The sequence below is a fragment of the Demequina pilifera genome, from assembly GCF_048814985.1.
Lineage (GTDB): Bacteria > Actinomycetota > Actinomycetes > Actinomycetales > Demequinaceae > Demequina.
In genome coordinates this window covers 79,830-98,703 of sequence record NZ_JBMDTW010000005.1, presented here as the reverse complement: position 1 = coordinate 98,703, position 18,874 = coordinate 79,830, and the positions used below count along the sequence as shown (strand labels likewise).

Sequence of the window (18,874 nt, the reverse complement as noted above, 5' to 3'; positions counted from 1 at the left end):
GCGCCTCGCCCCCTTCGCCCGCGCGCTCCCCCTACCGTGATCCCCGCCGGTGGTTCAGAGCGAGGTGAAGAACCTCAGGTCGGGCGAGGTGGCGACCCACAGGTCCTTCTCGCCCGAGTACCTGGTCGTCTCGTGTGCGATGCCGGCGGCGTCGAGGGCCTTGGCGATCGCGGCCGCCGTGCGCTGCTCTCCCGGGCGGTTGTAGTCGTCCAGCATGATGATGAACCGCTCCTCAAGGGCCTGAGGGATGAGGTCGAGAATGTCGATGCGGGCGCGCTCAGCTCCGCCCCCGAACGGGCCGTCCACCACGATGAGGTCGTACGTGGCGGAGCCCACCGCTGCAGCGAAGCCGTCGTACCGCAGCGCGGTCTCGCCGTCGGGCAGTTCCGCCGTCGTGAGGTCGAGCGTGTGGATGCGGGTCGTGCTGGGGAGCGCGAAGTTGGCGCCGAAGGCCGCGATCCACTCCGGATCGTGCTCGACGACAGTGTGCCCCACTGCCGTGCCGTGCGCCGCGTACTGGGCCGTCACCTTGGTCGACTGCCCAAGGCCCAGCTCCAGGATCGACGTGGGCCGCGATTCGTCGAGCACGCGATACAGGACGTAGAGGAACGGGTAGCCGACCGCCCAGCGCCCCGGCGACACCGCTTGATCCGTGAACCAGCTGCTCTGAGCCACCGTGTCGCGGTAGACCGCGCCCCACACCGCTTCGCGCGATGACCGGCGCGCGGCGCCCGATCCGCGACGCACGTCGTCGACCGACGCGTTGAGCTCTTCCAGTGAGCCTCTGACGCCGGGGGCGCCGTCTCGTGACCCGTCGCTGTGGGGGAGCAGCTCCGCCTCCAGCCGGGCAAGCTGCCTTCGGAGCGCCTCGTGGCTGGACATGAGATCTCGGTGCTGCTTCTCCGCCAACAGCCGCTGCCTTCGCGCGATCGAGCCGACGCGCCGCCCGCTCGCAGGCAGGTACTGCGCAGCCCGCGCGAAGAAGTCCTTGAGCATGTCCGCCCTCCCACCCCAGTATCTCTCAGTCGAGGTCGCGGGAGACGTGCGAACTATCGCGGCAGCGACCTCCTGACGCGTCGCGCGATCGGCTCGAGGCCGGGCACCGCGCGCACGAGCCTGCGCGCCAGCGACCTCTGCCCGCTTGCCCGTGGCTTGCGGGAGCGCTTGGCGCTGCGCTCGGCGAAGAAGATCGTCCAGTCAAGCAGCTGCCGCGCGTCGTCGAGCGTGGGCTCAGGAGAGAACTCCGACGGCAGCGTGCCCTCTGTGAGCTGCCGGTACAGCTGCGAGAAGTCGTACGCACGCGCGCGGTCGGCCGCTGAGAGCGAAGCCTCCGACAGCCGCACGTACCGATCGGGGTCCTCGGCAAGACCCACGATCTCGCGGGCGAGCGACGCGGCATCTCCCTGCGCAGCGGTGACCATGCCGTGGTTGTCCTGCACGAGGGTGAGCCACGGCAGCTCGTACATCGCGACGGGCAGTCCCCTGGCCTGCGCCTCTGCGAGGGTCAGCTGGTAGCCCTCGATGATGCTCGTGGAGACGAACACGTCCGCCGCATCAATGGCCTGGATGAGCGTCTCGCCCCGGAGCGGCCCCACCACCGACACGTGGCCAGCAAGTCCACGGTCGTCCACCTCGGCGGCCAGCGCTTCGACCGTGAGGCCCGCCCACTCCGGGCCGATGATGCTCAGGTGAAAGGACGCCGATAGGCGTTGAAGCTCGGCGGCGACATCGATCAGCTGGCGCACCTGCTTGGTGTGCTGGTCCAGGCGGCCCACCCACACCAGTTCGATCTTTCCGTGCGGGGCGGGTCGCGGCGTGTCGATGCCGGACGACTCCAGCAGCATCGGCGACGGGGGGTTAGGCAGATACGCGGTGTGCGCGACGCCCCGCAGCTTCCAGAAGGCCACGTCGAGTGGGGACAGCGTGACGAGCGTCGCCAACGCGTTGAGGTGACCGGTGAGGAACGTCAACAGCGCGCTGTTGTCGTAGATCGGCCGCAGTGCGAAGTTGTGAATCCACCCGATCGTGGGCACGCCGAGGGCCCTGGCCATCAGCGCGTAGGCGGGCCAGTCCCTGCTGTAGAGCACCTGGTGATCGATGACGAGGTCGATCGACTCCGATTCGCAGATGGCCGCCCACGACTGCAGGCGGGCGGGCACGTCGTCGCCGTCGACCTCGACGAACGTCGCGCCTTCGGGCAGACCCTCAAGATCGCTGCCCCCGCGGCGCGCGGCGATGGTGACCTGGTGACCCGCCTCGAGCAGGTACCGCGCCTGGGACAGCAGGACGCCCGACACGCCGCCCGTCGTCAGCGTGGCCGTGACCAGCAGCACGCTGCGGACCGGACGCTCGCCCGTCGAGATCCGCGAGCCGTCTGCGGCCAGCACCTCGAGGCCGTCCTTGTAGAACGAGGCCGCCGCCATCACCACCTCGCGCTCGGAGACGCGGGTGTGCAGCAGCGCGAGGCACTCCGCGCGCAGGGTGCCACTCACGCTCTTGTGGAGGTAGCCCAGGACGTTTCCCAGCAGGGACAGGCGCGCGGACTCGTAGCCGGCGAGCAGCGCGGCGGGGTCCGGTCTGTCTCGCGCCATCGCACGCACTGCAGGCTCGATGCTGTCGACCGAATCGATGGCTCCGAGGTAGAACTCGAACTGCGACAGCTCGACGACCGCGTGACCGCTTCCGCCACGACGGAAGTGGTACCGGTACAGGCGATCGGGTATCGAGACGTAGCGCTCAGCAAGCGCCGCCACCAGAAACATCAGGGGAAGGTCGTTGACCCGCCTGAGGACGAGGTCTGCGGGAATCTTGCCGTAGGCCTCACGCAGCAGCGCCGCCTTGAACAGGTAGCGCCACAGCTGCCCCTGGGCCGGCTTGCCGGCGGGGAACAGGCCTGGCAGAACTTCGTCTCCGGCCAGCTTGGCGTGCACGGGCTGGAGTCTGGACTGGTACCCCCCGACCGGTCGCCCGTCCGGGGTGACCACATCGATGCCGAACCCCACCAGATCCGCGTGAGACGACCGGGCCTTCGCGAGGGAGCGCTCGGCCGCACTCGGCGCGAGGACGTCGTCCCCGTCGAGAAAGAGAACATAATCCGACTGGGCCGCCTCGACTCCCGCCCGCCGGCACTGCAGCGCCGAGACGTTGCTGTCCATGCGGATGAGCCGCACCCGGCCGTCACGGGCCTGGAAGCGTTCGACCACCTCGCGGGTGCCGTCCGTCGATGCGTCGTCGATGCAGATCACCTCGATGCGCTCGAGCGACTGCTGAAGGCAGCTCTCCAGCGCGGTCGCGATCCACTCCTCGTCGTTGTGGACGGGAATGACGATCGAGACGTCGGTCGGTGATGGCATGAGATCTCCGTTGAGGCGAATGTGCAGCGGTGTCAGGCGACGGCACGCATGGCGGCCTGGATGCGCAGCCCGAGCCCCGCCACCTCGGTGCGCGCGTGGTCCATCGCCGGCGCGAGGCCGGAGAGTCTCTGCTCGAGTTGAGGACCGAACTCGGCGAGTTGGTCGTACGAGCCGACCAGGTCGCTGAGCCCGGCAGAGGCGAGGAGCCGGCTGATCTTCTGCGGGTCGGCCGCCGACCCGATCGGATACGCCCCCTCGGTCGCACCGATGATCAGGCCGTGGGCGCGGTCTGAGACGATCGCGAGGGACTTGCCGAACACGCCCCGGACATGAGCGTCGAGATCGGAGTGGCGCGTGCTGGGTGCCACGAGGTATTCGCCGCCCAGGGCCTCGGCCAGGCGGACGGCGCGAGGCGCATCGCGGGCGACCTGCGCCACGGTGACCACGCGGGTGGACGTCCGCTCCGCAAGCGCCCTCACCGCCTCGAGCCACGCCTCATCAGGCCACGGCCTATCGAACCGGAGAGTGACCGCGAGCAGGGGCCGCGAACCGGAGTCGGCCCAGTCCGCCGTGTGCGGACCGTACGCGAACGCCCAGTCCGGAGCGACGTCGCCGAAGCCCGCAGCGTCCCGTGAACCGGCATCGCGCCACGAGATCACCGCCGCGTCGCGAAGCACCTGATCGAACTGTGAGGGAGTGGACTCGGCGGGGGTCCGGAGCCCGAGCCCCGCGACGATCAGAGCGCCACCGCTGTCGATCGCGCGGCGCAATGGCGCCGAGCGATCCTCGCCGGGGAACCTGGGCCCGCGTGGGTTGATCTCTCCAGCCTCGAACAGCTGAACCGGGCGCGGGGCCTCGTTGCTGGCCGCCACCCACACGGAGCGCTTGGTGTAGATCACGTCGTCCGGCGCCAGCGGCAGACCGGACACGTAGTCGCTGGACCTGCCCTCGAGCAGGACATGAAAGCGGCGGCCCTCGCCGCGAGCAGCCTCGAAGTAGGCGGCGCGCAGGACCGAATCGCCGAGGTTGTCGTCCTGGCCACCCAGGTTGACGAACACGTCCTGCGCGTGGTGCGAATGCATAGTGCGGGAGTCTACGGGACCTGCCGCACGCGGCGACGGCAAGGACCTCTCGAGCCGGAGGCGCAAAGCGCCACGACGGTATAGTGACGTGGTGCAAAAGGACCCGCCGCTCGCCGCCGACCATGCGCCGCTGCGAGTCTCGGTGTCTCAACGTCTGATGTCTCCGAGCGTCGGCTATGTGGACCAGGTCGTCGGAGAGGGTCAGGACGACCTCGTATTCAAGGCCTTCGCCGGGATCCCTCGCCGCACCGACGCGGACGTGGTCCACCTGCACCGCCTCAGCGCTCTAGGCGGGAACCGGGTGAAGAGCGGCAAGAAGCGCATCGCCGTCTCGCTCGCCTTTGCGGCGATGGTGAGGTCGAACCGGGTCGCCCTGGTGCGCACGTGGCACGGCGCGGATGCGAACGGCACGGGCGGCCGGTCGGCACGCATCGCGAACTGGATCCTCAACCGGGTCACGACCGAGTTCGTGACCGTGGATCCGTCCACCACCGGGCCGAGGGGGGCATCCACCACCCTGGTGCCATACGGGCACTACCGCGACAGGTTCGTGGGCTATCCACGCAGCGAGCCGGTGCCCGGGCGCATGCTCTGCATCGCGCCGCAGCTCCACAAGCACGTCGAGCGCATCGTCGAGGCCTTCGTCGACGACAAGGCCCCAGAGGGATCGCTGCGTGTGGCGGGCTTCACGACCGAGGCGCGCGCAAGTCGCGTCGAAAGGCTCGCCGAGAAGAGCCCCGATGGGGTGTCGACGCGCCTCGAGCGCCTCTCCGACGGTGCCATGGTGATGGAGATCTCGGCAGCAGAGCTCGTCGTCCTGCCGAACGCCAGCGAGCTCGACGACCTGCAGGTCATCTTCATGGCGCTGTCGCTCGATCGCCCCGTCCTCGTGCCCGACAGCCCCCTGACTCGGAGCATCGGCGACAGCGTCGGGCCGGGATGGGTGCACCGCTATGAGACGCCCCTTGGCTCCGACGGCCTCGCGAGCGCGTGTGAACGAGCACGGAGCCATCCGCCGTCAGAAGGCCCGCGGCTCGAAGGCCGGGACCGCGACGCCACGGCGGCGATGTATGCCGACATGTTCAGGGCGGCGGCCGGGAAGACTCGCCGCCGCTGAGCGTGCGCCTGCGCTCCTAGCTGTCGCTGGGGTCCACCAATGGAGCGAGTCGATCCTCCAAGATATGACGGCTGGTCATCGCGTACGTGTTCGTCACGTGCGATCCCTGCCGGTAGACCAGGACGCCGCCGATGACCGGGGGGCACACCTCGGCATTGCACAGGGTGTCGGTCATGTCCACGACGTCCACGGCCGGCACGAGTTCCGCGGCTGCGAGTTGCGCCACAGCGCCGCTCGCCTGGATGCCCTCCTCCACCGAGAATTGGCAAGTCCACGGGTCCTCCACGTGAGCCGCGAGGCAGTCCGTGACCTCCGAGCCGGCTCCGTCAACCAGGCCAGTGGGCGTCGGATTGTCGAGCAGGACGATGACCTCGATGCCGGCGCCCTCGAGCGTCGACCAGTACTCGGCCAACGCCTCGACCATCACCTCACCCGAGAGCTCCCCATCCGCGGCGAAGGCCTGGCTGTGGCGCTGCGAGACGATCACCGCATCGGGCGGGTCGGCGAGCAGCAGGTCCACCAGGTTCGCATTGAACTCGGGGCACGCGGCGTAGGGGCGACCGTCGCCGTCGTCGCGCAGGGCGTCCGCGAAGCCGCACGCGCTCTTCGTGGCGCTTTCGAAGACCCACCCTTGGTCAGTCGCGATGGCCTCGAGAGTGTCCCCCCATTGCGCCGCCTTGGAGTCGCCCGCCAGGAAGACACGAACGTCCCCGTCTGGGGCACCTTGGACGCAGGGTTCCGGCGCCACCGTCTCGAAGTCCGCGTGGCACTCCCGGGTACCGACCGCGAAGTCCTCGCGCGCGGCGACGAGGTCTGGAACGAACGGCACCACCTCTTGGGCCACCTCCACACCCGATACCGCCTCGCCGTCATAGTCGAGCGATTGCGCGCCCACCTCGGCACTGCGCGTGGCCTCACCCGCCTCGCCCTCTGACTGTGCTGGGGTGGAGCGGGGCAGCGCTGCCGCGAGGAGCAACGCCACCACGACGGTCACGGCCACCAGGTTGGCCCCAAGGGACAAGGTGAGCGCCGGCATGCGCTCGAGGATGCTGGCGCGACGGACGGGGTTCTCCACGAACTTGTAGGAAAGCCACGCTGGGATGAACGACGCTGCGACGATCGCCAGGCCCGCCTTCTGCCCGATCTCTCCCCAGTGCCAGCCCGCCGCCACGAGCATCGGCCAGTGCCAGAGGTACAGAGAGTAGGACAGGCCACCGATCCACACCGCCGGTCGCAACGACAGCGGCCGCGGCGCCCCGCTGCTGCTGGCGGTTCCTGCAGCGATCACGGCAGCCGTTCCGAGGGTGGGCACCAGGGCGGCCGCACCGGGCCAGTTCGTCGTCGAGTCGAACACCAATGCACTTGCCACGACCGCGCCGACGCCCGCCCACCCCAGGATCAGCGCCGCGCCCCGGGGCAGCCGTCGCCACAGCGCGACCGAAGCCGCCATGAGTCCGCCGATGCCCAACTCCCACAGCCTCGTCGTCGTCACGAAGAACGCCTGCGCGGGAGCATCGGCCGTCATGTGGATCGACCACATGAATGAGAGCACCACGATCGCTGCGAGCGCGCCGAGGGCGAGGCTCGACGCACGCAGTCGCAGGAGGGTTGCAGCAAGACCGGCGGCGACGATGACGAGGGGCCATACGATGTAGAACTGCTCCTCAACCGCCAGAGACCAATAGTGCTGGACCGGCGACGCTCCGATGCCTTCGGCCTGATAGTCGACCGAGCGGTCCGCGAGACGCCAATTCACCAGCGACACGGCCGACGCGAGGATGTCGTGGCCGTAGACGCCCCGCTGCAGAGCCGGCGCCAGCCACCACGTGAGCGCGGCGGTGGCGCCGAGCGCAAGGGTCGCGGCCGGAAGCAGCCGCTTGGCCCTGCGCGAATAGAACCGCGTCAGTGAGATGCGGCCGTGCTCACGGAACTCTCGAAGCAGCATGCCCGTGATGAGGAAGCCGGAGATCACGAAGAAGACGTCCACGCCCACGTAGCCGCCTGGAACGAGGCTCACACCCGCGTGATAGACGAGCACCAGTCCGATCGCGAGCGCGCGCAGCCCCTCGATGTCCGGGCGGAACGAGGACGGACGGCCGTGGCGGGTGCGTGCGTGCGTACCGGAGGCCTCCAGCGGTGGCGATGCAGCCGTCACCGATCAGCCACCATCGCTCGCCGCATGGCCCGCGGGAGGTGCGCCGCGATTGCTCCCGGCGCGTCTGGCAAGGCGCTCACGACTGTGCGGCCCGCCAAGCCTTCTCCGTCTGGGCAAGAGAAGCCAGGACCTCGCGGTCAGCGATCGCATCCGACACCCTGGCCGCCGCACGTGCCACCTGAACGTCGTATGCGCTTCGATCCGCGGCGAGTTCCTCGAGGGTCTCGGGCACCTGTTCGCTGGTGCGATAGATCGCCGCCGCGCCGAGATCGGGCTCGAACGCCGGGTCCGCGACGACCACGCGGCCCAGGGCAGCTGCGCGCAGCGCGGTCGCTCTGGCCTCGATCCCACTCCCCGCCGGGTCGCCAAGAAGATAGAAGTCGAGCTGGTTAATGAACGCCCGGAAGCCGACGTCGCTCGTGCGATAGATCAGGCTGGTCGCGGGTGCACCATGTGCGAGGTACTCGTGCGCCGGATCGATCACGATGCGCACGTCGAGCCTCCTCGAGTCCGGGAGCTTCACGATGCTCGGGTCGGCGCCGGTGGCGCCGACCACGATGCGGGCCGTGTCGAGAGCGGGGGGAGCGAGGCGTCCGGTCCGCCACTTCGAATCGCGGACCGCTTCGAGCGCTGCGCCGGCGAGCAGCCGGGCCCGCCGGGCTTTCGCGTCACCCGCCATCCACTCCACCTGGGCGGCGCCCACGTACTCTGCTGCAAGCTCCGTGACTGCCTCCGCGCTCCAGGCGGATGCCTCCCCGGCTTCGCGCGGCAGGTCGAGGGGGACGAACACCACTCGGTCGACGTCGAGGCTCCATGGGGTCCGCTCGGCCACCTGCAACAACGCCGGATCCTCGATCACCAGCGTCCCGACCTCGACCTCGTCATTGGTGAGCACGCGGTCGACCACTCCGTCGTGAATCAGGCTTCGAAGCTCAGGAGCGATGGGGGTGGCCCAGGTGCCGGGCTGGCGGGGATCCGGGAGGTGCATGACCCCTACTCGCCACCCGGCGGCGCTCGCGTGGCGCAGCGCCGCCAGCGCGAAGTGGCTCCCCACATCGAACCGCCGCCAGTCGCGGGCGAACACCATGTCATAGCGCGACGGGCGACTCTTCAACTGCTCGTCGGTCAGAAAGCGCCGAGGTGCGGGGAACTTGCGCGCGCTGGAGGGACCGGGGACTTGCGCACCGCCGCGCGCCAGCCTCTCGTGGAAGTGCATGAACGCCTCGCGGTACTCGGACCGGGAGGGGTGTCGCCATCCCACTCCGAAGTCGGAACGCGACAGCGAACCGCCCGTCAGTCGCACCAGCGCGAGCACGTCAGGGAGATCGAGGTGAGTGCCACCGGTCATGGTGACCAACCGGAACGCGTGCTCCGTGTCACCCGCCTTGCGCGTCGCGTCGAAGTAACCCACCACGTCGACGTCGGCGCGGCGGAACATCAGCGAGGATGCATTCGGCCTGAGCACCCGCTGGCCGCGGTAGCGGAACACCATCTCATCGGTGGCACGGGCACACCGACTGATCGTCGAGCACAGGTCCGAGTCGGCGATCAGCGGCATGACCTGTCGCTCGATTCGCTCGGGATGAGACCAGTCGTCGTCATCCTGGAAGGTCACGAACTCGCCACGCACCGACTGGAGGGCCACGTTTCGAGCGCCGTAGGCACCCACATTGCGTTCGAGTCGGATCAGCCGCACACGGGGGTCGAGCCCGGCCACCTCTTCGAGCCTGTCATCGAACTCGGGTCCGCTCGCGTCGTCGACGATGACGAGTTCGAGATTGCGCCACGTCTGTCGGAGGATCGACTTGACGGCCGTGACGATCTCGCGGCCACGGCGATGCGTGGGCATGATGACGGTGACCAGCGGGCCATCGCTCACTGTGCGCTCGCTTGCCGCTTCCAATTGGTCGAACAGGTCCGCGCTGCCGCCAGCGAAGCTCATGGGCGTCTGTTCCCACACCTCACCGAGATGACCGTTCACGTGGTCGAGCCACTGCGTGGAATCCACACCGTGCGAGGCTCCGATCAGGTCGGCCCGGAGAAAGCCCTCTTCCACCGGGTCGAGGGCTTCAAAGAGGCGCTCCTCGTTCGCCAGGCGTTCGTACTCGCCCAGGTTCCACAGCACCGTCGCCAGGGCTTGAGCGCCCTGGCGTGAATACCGGAGATCTGGATCCGCGGCGCAGGCCGCGTCGAACTGTGCAAGGGCGCGGTGGTCGCGCGCGGCATCCGTATCCATTTCGAAGGTGAGGCGTGCAGCCTCCACGCGCCACGCGGCCACGGCCGGATCGTCCGTCGCGGCGCTCCGCGGATCCTCATGACCGTCGAGACGCGCCTGACGCACCACCACGTCCCGCAGCAGCTGCGAGCGCAACCCACGAGCCTCGTTGGCGAACGCGGTCGCGTGGGGTGCCCTCTTCGTGACCCGCCACTGGGTGTCCCGGAGCCACACGTCCGTCATGCCATCACGCCCTTCGCTGCCTGCCATGAGCGCCATTTCCAGGAGGCGCGATGCTCCGTCTCGCGGCGGGTCACAGACGGTGGGCGTTGCTTGCTGGACCTGCCACTCCGCGAGTGTCGAGGAACATGCGCGACGCTCGCACGAACGAATCGACGTCGTACTCTCGGTGGTGCTGGACGAGTATCACGAGGTCGGCTCCGGCCAGCGCAGCGTCGAGGTCGTCAACGCGCGTCAGGTGCTCGCTTCCCGGCTTCCACGTCTCGACGTGGGGATCGTGGAACTGCACGTGCGCTCCCTTACGCGCGAGCGACGTGGCCAGCGGGATCGCAGGGGACTCTCGCTGATCCGCAATGTTCGGCTTGTACGTCACCCCGAGGAGGAGCACCGAGGCGCCGTTGATCGCGAGCTTGGCGTCATTGAGGAGATCCTGGGCGCGCTGCGCGACGTAGCTCGGCATCGCGAGGTTCACCTCTTGCGCGAGCTCCACGAATCGGAAGGGATATCCGAGCTCTTCCTTCACGCGGTGGCTCAGGTAGTTCGGGTCGATGGGAATGCAGTGGCCGCCCACTCCGGGCCCGGGGTAGAAGGCCTGGAAGCCGAACGGCTTGGTCTTGGCCAGGTCGATGACGTCCCAGAGGTCGATGCCGAGCTCGTGGCAGAACTTCGCCATCTCGTTGACGAGGGCGATGTTGACGTGTCGGTACGTGTTCTCGAGGAGCTTCGCGGTCTCGGCCTCGCGGGTGCCCTTGGCCTTGACCACGGTATCGACGAACTGCGAGTAGAGATCCGCCGCTCGATCCGTCGAGTCGCTGTCGATTCCTCCGACGACCTTCGGGGTGTTCTTCATCCCGAACTGCGCATTGCCCGGGTCGATTCGCTCAGGTGAGAACGCAAGGTGGAAGTCCTGACCAGCGACGAGTCCGGTCTTCTCGAGCTCCTCACGGACCGGCCCTTCAGTGGTGCCCGGATAGGTGGTCGACTCGAGCACGACCAGCATGCCCGGTTCGAGGATGGTGGCCACCGACCTCGTGGCAGCCAGGACCGCCGACAGGTCGGGACCACCGGAGCTGCTGAGCGGGGTCGGCACACAGATGACTGCGCTTCGCGCGCCGCGCAGGCTGCTGATGTCATCGGTCGAGGAGAACCCTGCGGCCACCATCTCCGCGACATCGGAGTCGCTGAGGTCGTCCACGTGCGAGTGGCCGCCGTTGAGCCCCTCGACCAGCGCACCCTTGGGATCGAAACCCCTGACCGTGAGGCCAGCGAGCACGGCCTCACGGGCGAGCGGCAGGCCCACGTAGCCGAGCCCTAGAACCACCATGTCGACTGTCAACTTCGTTCTCCCATGCCTCGCGGAACGTCCATCTTCACTGTACTTTCGGGGGTCCGGACACTGACCGCCCCCGTCGAGCGGTGGTGGCGTGAGTGCGAGTCATCGCTGCCGCCGTGCGCCACTCGAATCGCACGCTAGCCTTCGTCGCCAGTTCTGCGGTCCCTGTCTGCCGCCTCGAGCCGCGCCATCTCCAAGGCGCCCACGACCCGCTTCTGCATCATCTCGAAGCTCGCGTTGTTCGAGGCGCGGCTCGACTTCAACGAGCCGAGAACGCGCCTCATCTGGCGTTCGAGTGCGGCGGCCCGTCGCTCCGCCTTCCGCGCGCGCTTCTCGATGACGACGAGCATCAGCGCAAGAAGGACCAGCGCGAGGTTCGCGGCGATCACACCCCACTGCACCGAACCCGCCGCCGTCGCGATCGCTCCCGCCAGCCCGACAACGAGGGTCGCTGCTGCCACGGCGATGAACTTTGAAACCTTGCGCACGCGGTCCTCCGACATTGATGCAATCGACGAAGAGCGTATCAGCGGTGCAGAGCGCCGTGCTTGCCTGTGCGCCGCAGTGTGATCAAGCACACCGCACGCGCTCTCGGCCGCGGAGCGTGGCCACCCTAAGATGGTTCAGGCCGCCTCGCCGGCCACCCCACCCCTCAGGAGTTCGTCGTGCATACCGTGAGCGTGATCGTCCCGATGTACAACGCCGAGGACTTTCTGCCGACGTGCCTCGAGGTGATGCGGCGCAACGGGGGCGACGGCACGCAGTTCATCGTGGTCGATGACCACTCCACCGACGCGACTCCTCGCATCCTCGACGATGCCCGCGCGGCCATGCCCGGGCTGACCATCGTGCGCAACGACGCCAACCTGGGCGTCGCGCGGTCGCGCAACATCGCGCTGGACCTTGCCGACGGCCGCTACCTGGCCTACCTCGATGTGGACGACTGGTACGGCCCGGGACACCTGGACGGCCTCGTCCAGGCCATCCAGGAGCTGGAGGTCGACTTCGTCCGCACGGACCATGTGCGGGTCGATGGGTATCGCCGCACGCTCGAAAGCGCGCCGGAGAAGCGCCGCGGCGTCCCGATGGAGGCCTCCACCGGCATCGGCCGCGCGGGCTCCAATGCGATGGTCGACTATCCCTTCCTGTGGGCCGGCATCTACGACACGGAGCGCCTGCCACGCGACGTGTTCCTGTTCGATGAGAGCCTGCGGACGGCTGCCGACCGCCCGTGGTTCTGGCGCCTGTACATGGAGGCGGCGACGACGGCGGTGGTCGACCTGCACGGCTACTTCTACCGCAAGGACCACAACCCCCGCGCGCTGACGCAGGCCGGAAACGCCCAGACCCTGCACTTCCTCGACGCGTCGGCTCGTATCCGGGACCTGGTTCTCCCGACGGGCGATCCCGAGTGGATCACCAAGGCCGCCTACGCCGCCGCGCGTATCTGCACCTTCCACGTCGCCCGCCGCGCCCGCCTCTCGCCTGCGCTGCGAGCCGAGCTGTTCGACCGATCCGCCACACTGCTCGCGTCCTACCCGACCGAGGCGATGGACGACGCCATCCGCGCGCTGTCCGTGTCGCCACGCATCAGCGCGCGAGCCCTGGTGGCGAAGGGCCGGAAGTCATGACGATCATCGCGGTGGCGCCCACTCTCATGGCCGGAGCCATCATCGCCGCGGCCATCGATGACGGCCTGCTCCCGGGACGCCGTGTTCTCGTCACGGTCAACGATGCAGAGATCCCCGAGGTCACGCCGACCATCGCCGCCCACCGCGGCTTCGACTCCCTCGCCGCCAGGTTCGACGAGGTGGTCCACCTCAACGACGTCATCGCACCCCTTCACCCCAGGGGCCTTGGGGCGGCCACTCCGCACGGCCGCGCGGTCCAGGCCCGCCTCGTGGAAGCAGCGGGTGGGCACGTCAGCCGACTCGTCGTGCCCGCGCTGCGCCGCGATCCCGTGAACGCCCTTGCGCGGATGTTTCCCGACGCCCGCATCGACGCGGTCGCCGATGGGCTCATGGCATACGGCCCCACCGCCGCGCGGCTGGGACGAGACATCGCGGCCCGCGTGGAGCGCCACCTGTACGTGGACCTCGTGCCCGGGACCCGTCCACGGCAATTCGCCGATGCCGGTGCAGAGCCGGTCGAGGTCGCGATGTCCGGCGTTCGCGCGGCGATCGCGTCCATGGCCGGTACGCCGACGCCGACCGACACTGACGAGGCCTGGATACTCGGCGAACCGCGGTCCGGATCCGGCGCTCTCACGCCCGAAGACAATGGCGCGCTGGACCGCCGCTTGCTCGACGCTGCGGCTGACGCCGGGTTCCAGGCAGTGGCGTTCACGCCCCATCCAGACGCGCGGCCGTCGTACCCGGTGACGCTGGCGCAGCGGGCGGCACAGCGCTCGGTGCGATTCCGCGTGATCACGGGCGCGGAGCCCACCGAGCTGATGCTCGAGCGCACCCGGCCCCGCGCAATCCTCGGACGTGCGTCGACCGCCCTGGCGACCGCATCGGCCCTGTACGGAGTCCCCGCGTTCAGCGTGGGGACCGCGGACCTCGCGCGAGCGATCCGGGCCAAGGACGACCCTCGCCGCGTGGCCCTCGCGCTCACACGGGCGAGCGTTCCGAGCCTCGAGGACGGCGAGCAGCCGCCGCTCGCCGTCGAGGCACAGGCGTTGCTCGATGTGCTCTGCCATGACATGAGCCCACGCCGCCACCCTCGGCCCGACGACTCCGCGCGCGCGGCGGTGGCGCAGTGCGACGGCGCGAGAGAGATCGTCGAGACCCCCGGCAGGGAGCGCCGGGCGCACGCACGGGATGAGGCCGACTCCGGCCAGTCCGGCGGCGGCCTCGTTCGTCGCGCCGGGTCCGTGATCGGCAGGGGCTATCGCGGCGTGCGCAGCGTGCTCGCCGCGGTGTGGTTCAGCGCCCGGCTATGACGGGTCGGGCGTAAGAGCGTCGGCCCGTGAGCCGACTCAGGCGCCGATGCGACGAAGCTTGCTGAGCGGCGCCAGTTCGCCCGGGAACACCCGCTTCACACCGTCGCCCAGCGCGGACTCGATGATGCGGATGTCGCGCACGAGGTGACGCAGGCCCTGCGGCTCGAGCGACGCTGCGTGGTCCGACCCCCACATGGTGCGATCGAGCGTGATGTGTCGCTCCACCGCCACCGCGCCGAGCGCAACCGCCGCGAGCGAGATCTGCAGCCCCGGCTCGTGACCCGAGTAGCCCACCGGCACGCCGTAGCGGTCCTTGAGCGTCTGGATGGTGCGCAGGTTCGCCTCGTCCGCGGGCAGCGGGTACGTCGACGTGGCGTGCAGGATGATCAGGTCGTCCTTGCCGAGCGTCTCAACCGCCGTGTCGATCTGCTCGATGGTCGACATGCCGGTCGACAGGATCACCGGCTTGCCGGTGCCCGCGATCTTGCGCAGCATGTCGAGATCCGTCACGGACGCGGAGGCGATCTTGTAGGCGACCGCGTCCATCGACTCGAGGAAGTCCACGCTCGGCTCGTCCCACGGGGACGCGAACCACACCACGCCCTTGTCCTTGCAGTACGCGTCGATCTCCGAGTACTCGTCCTGCTCGAACTCGACCTTGTAGCGGTACTCCAGGTACGTCATCGTGCCCCACGGCGTCTCCCGCGGGGTGTCCTTCATGTGGTCAGGCGTCGAGATCTCGGGCGTGCGCTTCTGGAACTTCACGGCCTGCGCGCCGGCATCGACGGCGACGTCGATGAGCTTCTTGGCGTTCTCGACGTCACCGTTGTGGTTGAGGCCGATCTCCGCGATCACGTAGACGGGCTCGCCGTCGCCGATCCGGACGTCGCCGATCTTCACTGCGTCAGACACTGAGTTCCCTTCGGGTGTGGAGCGTGAACGAAGACACTTTCGACTCACGCGAGGAGCACGCCAGGTGCTCCTTGAAGCTGCCCCGCTACGGGACTATCGCAATGGCCATCGTAACGCGCCGCCTTCGGTGCGTCTCATGGCCGATGCCGATCCCACGCGCGCAGCCCGACTCCCACCGCGGCGGCCGTCCAGGTCACCGGCCGGCGCCACCACGTGTCGCGCGACGCCAGCGCCATCCGGCGCCGCGCGGTACGGCGGACCGCGTCGAGGCCGCCCTGACCTCCGCGCTGAGGACCGCCGGTGCTGGCCCATTCGCCCGCATCCACCACGCGCGCGAGCGCCTCGAGCCAGTCGTTCGCGGCGGGATCGTGGAAGTAGTTGTCATCCAGCCACTCCGCGCGCGGCAGCCGGAAGTCGAGCCGCTCCAGATCGTCGAGTGAGCCCAGCAGCCCCGAGCCTTCGAACACGAGGTTGATGTTCTCGACGTCGACGCCGAAGTCGTCGAGACACAGCGCGGGAACGCCGCTCGCGATCGCCTCGAGCACCGCCGTCGAGCTGACCGTGACCAACGCCGTGCCGGGCTCGAGGTAGTCGCTCATGGGTCCGTAGCCGACCACCAGGTTGCCGGGTGCGTCCTCCAAGGAGTCGAGGATGCGCGGGAACGGCTGCCGGTCGCGGTGGGTCTGCTCTTCTCCCGCGCGGCCCCGCTCCTTGATCACCACGGTGAGCTCCGGATGCGCGCGAGCCACCCTGGCGAGGGCCGTGACGATGGCCTCGCGATGCTTGGCGGCGACGGGGACGAGAGCCTGCGGGGCGAACACGATGGTCGTGAGGGGCGCCCGCCCGGCCGTGTCCGGGGCACCGTCCAAGCCCGCCAAGCCCGCCAGGTTCGCCAAGCCCGCCAACGCGAACTCTCGCGGCCCGCCCTCGGTCCGTGCGAGCGCCGCGGCCGCGCGCCGCTCGCGCCGAGAGTGCACCACCATCAGATCGGTGCCGGTGCGCAGCCGCACGCCCAGGGCCGTAGGTGGCATCCAGATCCCGGGGATGCCGCTGACGGTCACCGGAGACGCGCCGCGCGCTCTCGACAGGGTCCCGACCACGAGCTCGATCAAGGGGCCCCGGCACGCGAGCAGCAGGGAGTCGGGAGGATCGGAGGCGAGCCTGCGCTCAAGGTCCGCGAACGACATGGGCTCGGGCGCGAGCCACCGGCCGCCGACCGCCGCCTCGACCTGCTCCTTGCTGGGGGTCACCGCGGAGTCCACGAGCACCAGCTCGACGTCCCAGGACCCCTGCGCCTCGCGAGCGCGGGTCACGGCCCACTTGAGGTACGAGTCCGCGTCGGCCACCACGAGCAGGCGACGCCCGCTGCGTGGGGAGTGCGGGTTCGGCTCCACTCAGCGTGCCTTCAGAATCATCTCGGCGAGCTCGCGCAGGGCGCCAGCGCCGCCGGGCCTCGACAGCACCACCCGCGCGTGGGCCGCAACCGCAGCGCGAGCCTCGGGCACCACCACGGGCCAGCCCACGATCTCGAGGCACTCCACGTCGTTGACGTCGTTGCCCACGTACGCCACCCGCTCGAGGGCGATGTCGTGCTGCGAGCACCACTCACGCAGGGCCGCCGCCTTGCGGTCGATTCCCTGCAGCACCTCGACTCCCAGCTTGGCTCCCCTGGCAGCCACCACAGGGTTGCGCTCCTTGGACAGGATCAGCATGGGCAGCCCGGCGCTGCGGAGCATGCCGATTCCCATCCCGTCTGACCGGCTCACGCGCACCGACTCGACGCCTTCTTGGTCCACCGTGACGAGGTCGTCGGTGTGCACGCCGTCGAAGTCCATGACGAGCGCGTCGACGTCGATGCCCTCGCTCCCAGAATCCGCGTGCCGGACCGCGATCGCACGCGCGACCTCGAGCTCCTCCGGGGTGTCGATCTCGACCGCCGTCGCCTCCGCCACCTGCTCCAGGCCCACGCGACCGAAGAACCTGAACCGTGCCTCCTGCAGTCCCGCGGTGCGCATCACGTAGAACGCGCCCGTCTCCTGGAAGTGCGGCTCGCGGTCCTGACGTCGCGGCCGGAAGGAGTGGTCGTGGTTCACGCCTGCGGCCCCCGCGGCGTCGCGTCGCCACAGGAACGCATACGTCTCGAAGGCGGAGAAGACCACGTCGTCCTCGCCCTCCAGCACCCGCCGCACGGCCCTCTCCAGGGCCTCGGAATCGATGAAGGGGCTCGTGCACTGCAGGAAGGCCACGGCCGGAGGCGCCACGCCGGTCATGGTCTCGACCTGCTCGAGCGCGTGCAGCAAGGCGTCCTCCGACGTCGCGGTGTCGGTGGCGAGCGACGGCGGGCGGTCGATCACCCGGGCCCCATGGGCGCGTGCGACCTGCGCGATGCCCTGGTCGTCCGTCGTGACGTACACAGCGCCGATGCTGCGGGCCGCCAGGGCCGCCATGACGGCTCGGCCCACGAGGGGCACGCCGCCCACGGGGGCGACGTTCTTGCCCGGCACTCCCTTGGAGCCGCCGCGCGCGGGAATGATGGCCACGGCCAGTGGGTGGTCGTCCGTCACGTCGGGTCCTCCTCCTGGATAGCTTCGATCATCGCCCTCAGCGTCGGGGAAGCGGAGTCCGCCCACCACTCGGGCGGGATGCTGCGCACCTCGAGGCTCACCTGGGGGGCGAGCACCGCACGCAGCGTCGCGACCACGCTGGACGGCATGGTGACCACGTGCCCCACGCTAGCCGAGGCGGCGCCGAGCACGACCTCGATCGGCAGACCGGGATGGAGCACCGCCACCCCCGGGATGGCGGCGATGCTGTCCAGCCACGGCCCGCGCTCGCGCCGATGCGGGATGTAGGTGACCTCGCCCGTCGCCGCGCGATCGCGCAGCCAGGCAAGGTACGGCTCGCCGCGAAGGTGGCCATCCGGCACCAGCGCGGCGCCGACCACCACCGTCGGATGCATCCCGAGCGCCTGATCCAAGCGGATCCCGCGCACCCAGGCGTAGGGGTTCTTCGTGACGCGGGCACCCTGGCGCGCCAGCTCACGGAACGGTGCTCGCTGGTCGTACGCGGTGAAGACCTCGACGCGCCCGCGCGACATGCCCCGGCGGATCCGTCGCGTCGCCACCGCACCCAGCCGTCGCATCGGCCATCCCTCGTCGTTTCCCGGGCGCCACAGGGGACGGCCGTCGGCCAGTTGCTGGCCCAAGGCGAGCATGACGGAGCCATCGTCCACGATCACGCAGCGTCGTCCGCCCGCGACGGCGAGCACGGCTCGCACCTGCCCGGAGTACGCATCGCCCAGGACGCGCTGCGACGCAAGAGCGAAGCGCGAGAGCATCGCCGACCGTCCGTGGGGCACCACCGACACGCCGGTGGGCAGGTGCGGCTCGAGGAGTGCGGCGGTGCGGGTCACCGACGACACGTCCCGGCGCAGGTGAATCGCGGTGGGAGCGCCGCTCGCGTGCGCGTACTCCACCGCGTTCAAGAACTGGAGCGGAGACTCGACCCACGCGTGAAGGGTCAT

At 69.5% G+C, this 18,874-nt stretch carries 14 protein-coding genes; 3 read left to right on the top strand and 11 right to left on the bottom strand.

The window, feature by feature from the left end; genetic code table 11:
* Window positions 1-54 precede the first annotated feature (54 nt).
* The 3 genes from ACNI14_RS10325 to ACNI14_RS10315 are packed head-to-tail and all read right to left on the bottom strand — an operon-like array spanning window position 55 to window position 4,435.
* Window positions 55-996 (bottom strand): hypothetical protein, encoded by a 942-nt coding sequence (locus ACNI14_RS10325; RefSeq protein ID WP_420519944.1) that lies wholly within the window; start codon window positions 994-996, stop codon window positions 55-57.
* 53 nt (window positions 997-1,049) lie between these two features.
* Window positions 1,050-3,353, bottom strand: a complete 2,304-nt coding sequence (locus ACNI14_RS10320) for a glycosyltransferase (protein WP_420519943.1) — start codon at window positions 3,351-3,353, stop codon at window positions 1,050-1,052.
* A 32-nt stretch (window positions 3,354-3,385) separates the two neighbouring features.
* On the bottom strand, window positions 3,386-4,435 hold the full coding sequence (locus tag ACNI14_RS10315) for a hypothetical protein (RefSeq protein WP_420519941.1): 1,050 nt from the start codon (window positions 4,433-4,435) through the stop codon (window positions 3,386-3,388).
* Window positions 4,436-4,526: 91 nt separating this feature from the next.
* On the opposite strand from ACNI14_RS10315, the gene ACNI14_RS10310 reads away from it, so the two are divergent.
* Entirely contained in the window at window positions 4,527-5,552 is a 1,026-nt protein-coding gene (locus tag ACNI14_RS10310; RefSeq protein ID WP_420519940.1) for a glycosyltransferase family protein, read from the top strand.
* Between the two features lie 16 nt (window positions 5,553-5,568).
* On the opposite strand, the gene ACNI14_RS10305 is transcribed toward ACNI14_RS10310, so the two are convergent.
* From ACNI14_RS10305 to ACNI14_RS10290, 4 genes are all read right to left on the bottom strand, one after another.
* Window positions 5,569-7,707, bottom strand: coding sequence for an acyltransferase family protein (locus tag ACNI14_RS10305; RefSeq protein ID WP_420519939.1), 2,139 nt, complete (start codon window positions 7,705-7,707; stop codon window positions 5,569-5,571).
* Window positions 7,708-7,783: 76 nt separating this feature from the next.
* Window positions 7,784-10,165, bottom strand: a complete 2,382-nt coding sequence (locus ACNI14_RS10300) for a glycosyltransferase family 2 protein (RefSeq protein WP_420519937.1) — start codon at window positions 10,163-10,165, stop codon at window positions 7,784-7,786.
* 70 nt (window positions 10,166-10,235) lie between these two features.
* Complete coding sequence (locus ACNI14_RS10295; RefSeq protein WP_420519936.1) at window positions 10,236-11,498, bottom strand: nucleotide sugar dehydrogenase; 1,263 nt, start codon at window positions 11,496-11,498, stop codon at window positions 10,236-10,238.
* Window positions 11,499-11,632: 134 nt separating this feature from the next.
* A complete protein-coding gene (locus ACNI14_RS10290) occupies window positions 11,633-11,998 on the bottom strand; it encodes a hypothetical protein (RefSeq protein ID WP_420519935.1) in 366 nt (121 codons plus the stop codon).
* Window positions 11,999-12,160: 162 nt separating this feature from the next.
* Between ACNI14_RS10290 and ACNI14_RS10285 the strand changes: the two genes are divergently transcribed.
* Both ACNI14_RS10285 and ACNI14_RS10280 read left to right on the top strand, forming a co-directional pair.
* Window positions 12,161-13,126: a glycosyltransferase family 2 protein gene (locus ACNI14_RS10285; protein ID WP_420519934.1), complete on the top strand. Its 966-nt coding sequence runs from the start codon at window positions 12,161-12,163 to the stop codon at window positions 13,124-13,126.
* A complete protein-coding gene (locus tag ACNI14_RS10280; RefSeq protein ID WP_420519933.1) occupies window positions 13,123-14,439 on the top strand; it encodes a polysialyltransferase family glycosyltransferase in 1,317 nt (438 codons plus the stop codon). The genes ACNI14_RS10285 and ACNI14_RS10280 overlap by 4 nt, the downstream gene beginning before the upstream one ends.
* Window positions 14,440-14,475: 36 nt before the next feature.
* Here ACNI14_RS10280 and ACNI14_RS10275 read toward each other — a convergent pair whose 3' ends face one another.
* From ACNI14_RS10275 to ACNI14_RS10260, 4 genes are all read right to left on the bottom strand, one after another.
* Window positions 14,476-15,351, bottom strand: a complete 876-nt coding sequence (locus ACNI14_RS10275) for an N-acetylneuraminate synthase family protein (protein WP_420519932.1) — start codon at window positions 15,349-15,351, stop codon at window positions 14,476-14,478.
* Between the two features lie 134 nt (window positions 15,352-15,485).
* Window positions 15,486-16,745: a DUF6716 putative glycosyltransferase gene (locus ACNI14_RS10270; RefSeq protein ID WP_420519931.1), complete on the bottom strand. Its 1,260-nt coding sequence runs from the start codon at window positions 16,743-16,745 to the stop codon at window positions 15,486-15,488.
* On the bottom strand, window positions 16,746-17,915 hold the full coding sequence (locus tag ACNI14_RS10265; RefSeq protein WP_420519930.1) for a cytidylyltransferase domain-containing protein: 1,170 nt from the start codon (window positions 17,913-17,915) through the stop codon (window positions 16,746-16,748).
* Entirely contained in the window at window positions 17,912-18,874 is a 963-nt protein-coding gene (locus ACNI14_RS10260) for a hypothetical protein (protein WP_420519929.1), read from the bottom strand. Before ACNI14_RS10260 ends, ACNI14_RS10265 begins: the two co-directional genes overlap by 4 nt.

Excerpts from the sequence above, each read along its gene's own strand:
- ACNI14_RS10300 (WP_420519937.1), bottom strand. The coding sequence starts at position 10,165 with ATGACGGACGTGTGGCTCCGGGACACCCAGTGGCGGGTCACGAAGAGG.
- ACNI14_RS10290 (WP_420519935.1), bottom strand. The coding sequence starts at position 11,998 with ATGTCGGAGGACCGCGTGCGCAAGGTTTCAAAGTTCATCGCCGTGGCA.
- ACNI14_RS10280 (WP_420519933.1), top strand. The coding sequence starts at position 13,123 with ATGACGATCATCGCGGTGGCGCCCACTCTCATGGCCGGAGCCATCATC.
- ACNI14_RS10260 (WP_420519929.1), bottom strand. The coding sequence starts at position 18,874 with ATGACCCTTCACGCGTGGGTCGAGTCTCCGCTCCAGTTCTTGAACGCG.
- ACNI14_RS10325 (WP_420519944.1), bottom strand. The coding sequence starts at position 996 with ATGCTCAAGGACTTCTTCGCGCGGGCTGCGCAGTACCTGCCTGCGAGC.
- ACNI14_RS10315 (WP_420519941.1), bottom strand. The coding sequence starts at position 4,435 with ATGCATTCGCACCACGCGCAGGACGTGTTCGTCAACCTGGGTGGCCAG.
- ACNI14_RS10320 (WP_420519943.1), bottom strand. The coding sequence starts at position 3,353 with ATGCCATCACCGACCGACGTCTCGATCGTCATTCCCGTCCACAACGAC.